This is a genomic window from Mycobacterium sp. D16R24 (assembly GCF_002013385.1).
Classification (GTDB): Bacteria; Actinomycetota; Actinomycetes; order Mycobacteriales; family Mycobacteriaceae; genus Mycobacterium.
In genome coordinates, this window is the sequence record NZ_MAEV01000012.1 from 234,984 (window position 1) to 242,671 (window position 7,688).

A 7,688-nucleotide genomic window follows, 5' to 3' on the forward strand; every position below is an offset into this window, starting at 1 on the left:
GCCATAATCGCAGGCACGGTCGATATTCACACGATACTTCGACATCGCCGCCGGGAAGGGAAACTGGGTGAGATAGCCGGCCAACCGGGTCACAGAGGCGACGGCCCGGCATGCCGGTTACGCCGTTGACTGCCCCGTGTACTTCACGACCAGCCCGCGCAGCGCGTCCATCGCGTCGACAGCACGCTGCTTGTCGACCGCCTGAATGGCCATCATCGGCTCGTACTCGTAGTCATCCAGGTCCAGCCGCGCCCATTGCGCACCGGCCGGAAATGAGACGCCGACCACCTCTGGCCACGGAATGATCTTGGGGCCCAACACATTGCGCACCTCGATGCCCGCCGAACCGGCGCGTACCCGAGGTCGGGCGAACATGAGCACCACGCCCGCGATGACGCAGCCCACCAGAGCGATTCCAACCTGGTCGGAGGTCTTGAAGATCACCCCGCTATTGGGCGAGATCTTCAGCAGGAGGCCCACCGCGACATGGGCGGCCGCGATGACAAAGGCAGCCGCGTATACGAAATACGGCGACAGGTGGGGTTTCAGGACGAGCTCCCATTCACGGTCGCCCGGCGATTTGGTCACGCCTCAGTCCAGGGCTGACGGAGCCGGCGTAGCGTCAGCGCGGTATCCAGTGCGGCGGCGGCCGCCTGGGCACCTTTGTCCTCAGACGACCCCGGCAGGCCGGCACGGTCGAGGGCCTGCTGCTCGTCGTTTACGGTCAACACCCCGTTGGTAACCGGCGTGCTGGTATCCAGGGAAACACGGGTCAGCCCGGTGGTCACCGCATCGCAGACATAAGTGAAATGCGGTGTCTGGCCTTGGATCACAACCCCGAGCGCGACAACGGCGTCATGGGTACGGGCCAGGGCCTGCGCCACCACCGGTATCTCGATGGCGCCTAGTACCCGCACCACTGTCGGACGGTCGATACCCGCATCTGCCGTGACACGCTTAGCGCCCTCCAGGAGCGCGGTGCAGATTTGGTCATGCCATGTGCTGGCAACGATCGCCACGCTAAGCCCCGATGCGTCACCAACTTTCAGTGACGGGATGCCATCGCCGCCGCTCACGCGCCGTCTGCCTCGGGGTGATCGTCCAGATCAGCCAGATCGTGCCCCATCCGGTCCCGCTTGGTACGCAGGTATCGAATGTTCTCCGAGTTGGCACGCACCGGCAGCGGCACCCGCTCGATGATGTGCAGCCCATACCCGTCCAACCCCACACGCTTGGCGGGGTTGTTGGTCAGCAGCCGCATGGACTTCACACCCAAGTCGACCAAAATCTGCGCACCCAAACCATAGTCGCGCGCGTCGGCGGGCAGGCCGAGACTGAGGTTCGCATCTACAGTGTCCTCACCAGCATCCTGCAGCTGGTAGGCCTGCAGCTTGTGCATCAGTCCGATACCTCGCCCCTCGTGGCCGCGCATGTACAGCACGATGCCACGCCCCTCCTTGGCCACCATCTCCATCGCGGCGTCTAGCTGCGGACCGCAATCGCAACGGCGCGAACCGAATACATCGCCGGTCAGGCATTCGGAGTGCACCCGCACCAGCACATCGTTTCCGTCGCCGTCGGGTCCGGAGATGTCTCCCAGCACCAGCGCCACGTGCTCGACGTCGTCGTAGATACTCGTGTAACCCACCGCCCGAAACTCGCCGTGCTGGGTGGGGATCCGCGCCTCGGCGATCCGCTCCACATGCTTCTCGTGCTTGCGGCGCCATTCGATCAGGTCCGCGATCGAGACCAGGGCGAGGTTGTGCTCGTCGGCGAAGACCCGCAATTCCTCGGTCTGCGCCATCGCACCCTCGTCCTTCTGGCTGACGATCTCGCAGATCACCGCGGCAGGCCGCAGCCCGGCCAGCTTGGCCAGGTCGACCGACGCCTCTGTGTGGCCGGGGCGCCGCAGCACCCCACCTTCCTTGGCGCGCAACGGAACAACGTGTCCTGGCTTGGTGAAGTCATCGGGGGCGCTCGCCGCGTCGGCCAAGAGCCGCATCGTCGCCGCGCGGTCGGAAGCCGAAATCCCAGTCCCAATACCGTTCTTCGCATCGACGGTGACCGTGTACGCGGTGCCGTGCTTGTCCTGATTCACCGCGTATTGGGGAAGCAGCCCAAGCCGGTCACAATCCTCCCCGGCCAGCGGCACACAGAGGTACCCCGACGTGTACCGCACCATAAACGCCACCAATTCCGGGGTGGCCTTCTCTGCGGCGAATATCAGATCGCCTTCGTTCTCCCGATCCTCATCGTCGACGACGACGATGGCCTTACCGGCGGCGATATCGGCGACAGCGCGTTCGATGCTGTCCAACCTGGTCATGGGGACCACTCTCGTTAGGGGCGTGTGGGCAACTCAATTATGAACCACCGGGAATTCAATGATTCGCGCGCTGCTCACTCAGCGGAATCAGGAGCTAAGAACGGTGCTCGAGCAGGCGTTCGACGTACTTGGCGATGACATCCACCTCGAGATTCACCGTCGTCCCCACCGCCGCCGATCCGAGCGTCGTCAACCCCAGCGTGGTGGGAATGAGCGATACCTCGAACCAGTCCGGCCCCAGCCCGGACACGGTCAGCGACACCCCGTCCACGGTGATCGAGCCCTTGTGGACCACATAGCGGGCCACGGCCTCCGGCAAGGAGACGCGCACCACTTCCCAGTTCTCTGACGGTGTACGGGTGAGCACCTCTCCGGTGCCGTCCACGTGTCCCTGCACGATGTGCCCGCCGAGCCGGCTGTTGACGGCGGCGGCCCGCTCCAGATTGACCTTGGTGCCGGTCACAATCTTGTCCAGGCTCGACCGCGACAGCGTCTCACCCATGACATCGGTGGTGAAGACGCCACCGTCGCGCACATCGACCACCGTGAGGCAGACCCCGTTCACGGCGATCGAGTCGCCATGTTTCGCATCCTCGACGACAAGCGGGCCGAGCACGGTGAGACGGGCAGAGTCGCCAAGATCCTCTCTACCCAGGATCTCGCCAAGCTCCTCAACGATTCCAGTGAACATGCAACAAGAGTAGGGCGCGTACCGCTGCGTTAGGCGTGCGTCCCCGCCTGAGCGCAGGCCATCTGGACGTTGTGCGCATCGGTGTTCAGGTCGTTCGCCTTGCCGTTCACACCATCGACCGAGGCGCGAACACCCATGAGAATCATCAGCTTGTTCGCGTTTGTCGCCCATGAGCGCATCGGATCGGCGATCGCCGGATCCAGCTCCGGGGTGTTCGCCGCCTCATTGGCGAAGGATGCCGCCTCACGGAGAGCGGTCCGGCCCGTGCCATTGCTCGAGTTCACGTAGACATCGCTGTAGTTGCCTTCCATGCCGGCCAGGTTCTCCGCGAAGTCGGAATAGTTGGTCGCCGCGTAGTCGAGTGCCGTCGCGAACTTCGCGCACGCCTCAATGGCTGCCGGGGCCGCGCTATCGGAGGCCGGGGCGGGTGCGGACACCACGGCGGGGCCGGGCGCCTGAGCGGCCTGCTGAGCCGGCTGTTCCGTTTGATCTTGGCCATCTGGCTCGGCATATGCCACGGGAAGTGTTGCCAACCCCATGCCGATCGCCAGCAGCGACGGCACCGCCGCCTTCCGACAGAGATGTAATGGCCTCATCGATTCCTCTCCAGATTCTCCGGTGCTGTTCGGCCGTGACCGTACCGGTAATTCCATGCGGAGTCGCGTTATCACAGCACCAATACCTGATAGTGAGTTGCGGAATTGTCACGAGTCTGAACGACCGTTGAACAACTGGAATACGAAGGGAAATTCGACTGACCGTTGAAAAGTGTGCTGGATACCCCTACTGGGTAGCCCCAAACGGTCGGGCTCAGGCGGCAGCGACACCAGTGGTTTTCGTCACAATCGCCGAGGCAGAAGGCTTTTCGCGTTTCAAATCATCGCGGTTGGAACGGTGTGTACCGACGTACGAAATGGATAGACATTGGGCGATAACTGTTGTCCGTCCATTCACCCTTTGGAAACACAGCACCCCCAACATTCGTCGGGACAGCTTCCTCACAGAAGTCACACGGACATCACCAACAATTGAGAGGCGCTACCGCACCATGCTGAAAAGTCTTGTCACTCTGACTGCAGTCTGCGCGCTTGCTGCTTCGGCGCCCCTTGCCTTAGCCGAACCCGGTGATGATCCGGCCCCAGTCCAGCCGGTGGCCGACGCACCGCCGCCCCCTCCTGGCGACACCGGCGCGATGCCGTCGGCAGAGCCGGGTACCTTGCCCACTCCGGACGGCTGGATCCTCGCTGTCGCCGCTAAGGACGAGAGCCTGCTACCGGTGGCCCCACTGACCACCGCGCTGTCCTCGCGCGAGTACATCGTCGGTGGCACGTTCATCGGTGGGGTGAAGGGTTCGGGTAAGACCAAGCTGGCCGGTGGAACGCTGGAGGCCGGGTACCAGATCGGCTGCGGTATCACCGGTGGCCCCGTGGAGCTCATGGGTGGTGTCAGCCTCTCCCCGTCGATCAGCATGGCGGGTGTCCCCAGTGCCAGCGCCGGCATCGTCGGCCAGATCAAGGTCGGCCTGAAGCCCGGTACGGTGACCATCGTTCCGGTCAACAAAAAGACCTTCGAGGGCACCACCACGCGCACCACCATCACCGGTTTCCGTATCAAGATCGACGGCTGCGTCGGTCAGTCCTTCATCCGGTCGTACGCAACCTTCACCAGCTCCACGGAAAACACCGATGACGTGGTCACCTACATGGGTATCACCAAGGCCGTCTGACGTCGATGCCCCACACGCTTACAGCCACCCCAATGCAAAAGACCACGAGAGGCCTCACTCCCATGTTCAAGAGTCTCGTCACCCTGACCGCGGCATGCGCACTCGCCGCGTCGGCGCCGCTCGCCCTGGCGGACCCAGACGACCCACCGCCCGTGCAGCCGGTGGCCGACGCCCCGCCACCCGCGGATGGCCCACCTCCCGACAATGGCGTGGTGGGCTCCGAGGACCCGGGCATCGTCAAGACCCCCGACGGCTGGGTACTCACCGTGGGTGCCAAGGATGAGACGCAGTTGCCCATCCCGCCGCTGACCACTGCCACCTCGTCCCGTGAATACCTCGCCGGTGGCACGTTCACCGGCTCAGCCAAGGGCGGCGGCAACACCAAGCTGTCCGGCGGCACTCTGGAAGCCGGCTACCAGATTGGTTGCGGCATCAGCCTGAACACCGTCAAGCTGAATGGCTCAATCGGCCTCAGCGCCGGCCTGGGTACGGCCGGTATCACCAGCGTCGGTATGCCCATTCAGGGCCAGATCGAGGTGCACCCCCAGCCCGGTGAGGTCATCAACGTCTCGGTCGACAAGAAGAAGTACAAGGGCAGCGAAGTGCGCATCACTCTCAAGGACGTGCACATCAAGATCGACGGTTGCATCGGGCAGTCGTTCCTGCGCTCGTACGCCGTGCTGACCAGCTCATCGAAGGACAACGACGATATCGTCGCCTACTACGGCGTCACGAAGACCGTCTAGCTAGACCGTCCGAACCACCTTCAGTACAGAGGAGAGACGCAGCCATGAGGAACCCCGATCGTCCGTCCATCGCGAAGATCGGGGTGGCTGCGGTTCTTGCCGCCAGTGCGCTGCTCGCGTCGGCGGCCACCGCCGGCGGCGATCCCGGGGAACCAGACCCGGCTCCGGCGCCCGCGGCCGCACCTCCCCCTCCGGGTCTTCCCGGTCCGCCGGAACCACCGCCCGCATCCCAGATCGGCAACCCACTCGCGCTATCCGGAACCGAACAAGGCCCCGGCGGCATACCCAACAATCTCGCTATTGTGGGTAATCCCAACCTGATTGGCCAGAACCCGGCACCGGCGGCCCCGGGCGTCGAGGCTCCTGTCGTCACTCCGAACACCAGGGCGCTGAACAACCAGTACCTGCTGCCGCAGAATCTGAAGCCTGCGGAGCCCGGCAAGGGCGAGATCTATGGGGTGAACCCCGGCGAAGAGAACGCTGACATCTCGGGGGGCGACTACCTGGGGCGGCTCGTGCGCGGCGTTCAGGACGGCCAATGGCGAGGCGGCATCGTAGGGCGAGGAACCAAGGAATCGCTCAACCAGCCGTTGCCCGGTACCGCCCCACCTCCCGGCACACGGATCCCCGGCCTGGGTGATGACTCGCAGGGACCGGCCCCGGATCAGTGGCACTGGACCCCGCCCGAGGCACCCGAGGGCGCCGCTCCCGCACCCGGTGCGCCCCCGGCACCGGCGGTGCCGCCCGTACCGGCGCCTCCCGCCTAACCCTAACTATCGACGAAGCACCTTGCGCGCCAAATAGTTTCCCAAGAACTGTGCTGCCTGTACTAGCGCGATGATGACGACGGTCAACACGATTGTCACCTGCCAGTTGAAGCGCTGATACCCCTGCACGATCGCAAAGTCGCCAAGTCCGCCGCCGACCAACCCTGCCATCGGCAAGAACCGCGACACGATCGGCGACGGTACGCACCACGTCCATCTCGTGGGTGATCACCACGATGGTCACCCCGAACTCGTCGTTGACCGCGCGCAGCAGCTGCAATACGTCGCCGGTGGTTTCGGGATCCAGAGCACTGGTCGCCTCGTCGGCCAACAGGATCGACGGTGACGTCGCGAGCGCCCGCGCGATGCCGACACGTTGCTTCTGCCCACCGGAGAGCTGATCCGGATAACTCTTGGCCTTATCACCCAGTCCCGCGAACTCCAGCAGTTCGGCGACCCGCGCGTTGCGCTTCTCGGCGGTCCATCCGGCCACCCGCAGCGGATACGCGATGTTTCCCGCGACGGTTCGGGGACCGGAAGAGATTGAACTGCTGAAAGATCATGCCGATATCGGTGCGCAGACGCCGCAGTTCACGCTCCCCCAACGCGCTCACCTCGGCTCCGTCCACGACGACGCGACCAGAGCTGGGTCGCTCGAGCCCGTTAATGAGACGTACCAGCGTGCTCTTGCCGGCCCCCGAGTAACCGATCATGGCGAACACGTCACCCGCGTCGATATCGAGCGACACATCGTCGACGGCGGTCACGGTCTTCTTGCCCACCCGAAAGGTCTTGCTGATGTGCTCGAATCGGATGAGCGGTGTCGCGCCGGTCATTTCCGTCGTCATTTTTCGCTGCGGATCTGCTGCTCGATCCTCGCCAGGATCGACGCGCAGTCCGCGCCACTCTTTGCCACCGTCAATTGAGTTCCCTTGCTCTCCTTGGCATATGCCTCGGTGACGGCCGGGGAATAGAACACCTCGACAAGTTTCTGGTATGTCGGGGTGTCGTTCTCTTCGGCGCGCGCGACGATGACGTTGATGTACGGCTCGGCGCCCGGACTCGCCGGATCGTCAGCGTAGAGCGCGCTCTTGGGATCAATGTTCGACTGCGCCAGATAGGTGTTGTTGATGACGGCTCCGTCGATCGACTTGAGCGACAGCGCCGTCTGCGCCGCGTCCACTAGCGTCACGGTGCCCCCTGGAAGCGCCCTTGTCGATATCGGCGGCACTCGGCGTCGCCCGGCCGCCCTTGAGAGTGATGAGCCCAGAGGCCTTCAGCACGAACAGGGCGCGTGCCTGATTAGGCGGATCGTTAGGGATGGCGATCTGCCCATCTTGTGGAATTTCAGCGAGGGTCTTGTGCTTCTTGCGAATAGAGACCGAGCGGCACGATGTAGGTGGCGCCGACCGGAGTAAGTGTTGCGTTATCG

At 64.0% G+C, this 7,688-nt stretch carries 8 protein-coding genes and 3 pseudogenes; 3 read left to right on the forward strand and 8 right to left on the reverse strand.

Annotated elements, in window-relative coordinates:
- Positions 1–117: 117 nt before the first annotated feature.
- From B4383_RS11435 to B4383_RS11455, 5 genes are all read right to left on the reverse strand, one after another.
- Positions 118–588: a PH domain-containing protein gene (locus B4383_RS11435; protein ID WP_078287998.1), complete on the reverse strand. Its 471-nt coding sequence runs from the start codon at positions 586–588 to the stop codon at positions 118–120.
- A complete protein-coding gene (gene ribH, locus B4383_RS11440; RefSeq protein ID WP_078287997.1) occupies positions 585–1,076 on the reverse strand; it encodes a 6,7-dimethyl-8-ribityllumazine synthase in 492 nt (163 codons plus the stop codon). Before ribH ends, B4383_RS11435 begins: the two co-directional genes overlap by 4 nt.
- Positions 1,073–2,326: a bifunctional 3,4-dihydroxy-2-butanone-4-phosphate synthase/GTP cyclohydrolase II gene (locus tag B4383_RS11445; protein ID WP_078287996.1), complete on the reverse strand. Its 1,254-nt coding sequence runs from the start codon at positions 2,324–2,326 to the stop codon at positions 1,073–1,075. Before B4383_RS11445 ends, ribH begins: the two co-directional genes overlap by 4 nt.
- A gap of 94 nt (positions 2,327–2,420) precedes the next feature.
- Positions 2,421–3,017 carry a riboflavin synthase gene (locus B4383_RS11450; protein WP_078287995.1) on the reverse strand — a complete coding sequence of 199 codons (597 nt, stop codon included), beginning with the start codon at positions 3,015–3,017 and terminating at the stop codon, positions 2,421–2,423.
- 29 nt (positions 3,018–3,046) lie between these two features.
- Complete coding sequence (locus B4383_RS11455; protein WP_286143864.1) at positions 3,047–3,580, reverse strand: hypothetical protein; 534 nt, start codon at positions 3,578–3,580, stop codon at positions 3,047–3,049.
- Positions 3,581–4,065: 485 nt separating this feature from the next.
- Here B4383_RS11455 and B4383_RS11460 point away from each other — a divergent pair, with 485 nt between their 5' ends.
- The 3 genes from B4383_RS11460 to B4383_RS11470 all read left to right on the forward strand — a co-directional run bounded on the left by B4383_RS11460 (position 4,066) and on the right by B4383_RS11470 (position 6,256).
- On the forward strand, positions 4,066–4,743 hold the full coding sequence (locus B4383_RS11460; RefSeq protein WP_078287994.1) for an MspA family porin: 678 nt from the start codon (positions 4,066–4,068) through the stop codon (positions 4,741–4,743).
- A 62-nt stretch (positions 4,744–4,805) separates the two neighbouring features.
- Positions 4,806–5,489 (forward strand): MspA family porin, encoded by a 684-nt coding sequence (locus B4383_RS11465; RefSeq protein WP_078288226.1) that lies wholly within the window; start codon positions 4,806–4,808, stop codon positions 5,487–5,489.
- A gap of 44 nt (positions 5,490–5,533) precedes the next feature.
- Positions 5,534–6,256: a hypothetical protein gene (locus tag B4383_RS11470; protein WP_139360703.1), complete on the forward strand. Its 723-nt coding sequence runs from the start codon at positions 5,534–5,536 to the stop codon at positions 6,254–6,256.
- A gap of 6 nt (positions 6,257–6,262) precedes the next feature.
- Here the strand turns inward: B4383_RS11470 and B4383_RS11475 are convergent.
- From B4383_RS11475 to B4383_RS11485, 3 pseudogenes are all read right to left on the reverse strand, one after another.
- A pseudogene (locus B4383_RS11475) lies at positions 6,263–6,427 on the reverse strand (ABC transporter permease); the annotation flags it as partial.
- Positions 6,417–7,092: pseudogene (locus B4383_RS11480) on the reverse strand (methionine ABC transporter ATP-binding protein); the annotation flags it as partial. The pseudogenes B4383_RS11475 and B4383_RS11480, both read right to left, overlap by 11 nt.
- Positions 7,093–7,100: 8 nt before the next feature.
- A pseudogene (locus tag B4383_RS11485) lies at positions 7,101–7,688 on the reverse strand (MetQ/NlpA family ABC transporter substrate-binding protein); the annotation flags it as partial.

Coding starts and splice junctions, on each gene's coding strand:
- B4383_RS11465 (WP_078288226.1), top strand. CDS start 4,806: ATGTTCAAGAGTCTCGTCACCCTGACCGCGGCATGCGCACTCGCCGCG.
- B4383_RS11450 (WP_078287995.1), bottom strand. CDS start 3,017: ATGTTCACTGGAATCGTTGAGGAGCTTGGCGAGATCCTGGGTAGAGAG.
- B4383_RS11460 (WP_078287994.1), top strand. CDS start 4,066: ATGCTGAAAAGTCTTGTCACTCTGACTGCAGTCTGCGCGCTTGCTGCT.
- B4383_RS11445 (WP_078287996.1), bottom strand. CDS start 2,326: ATGACCAGGTTGGACAGCATCGAACGCGCTGTCGCCGATATCGCCGCC.
- B4383_RS11470 (WP_139360703.1), top strand. CDS start 5,534: ATGAGGAACCCCGATCGTCCGTCCATCGCGAAGATCGGGGTGGCTGCG.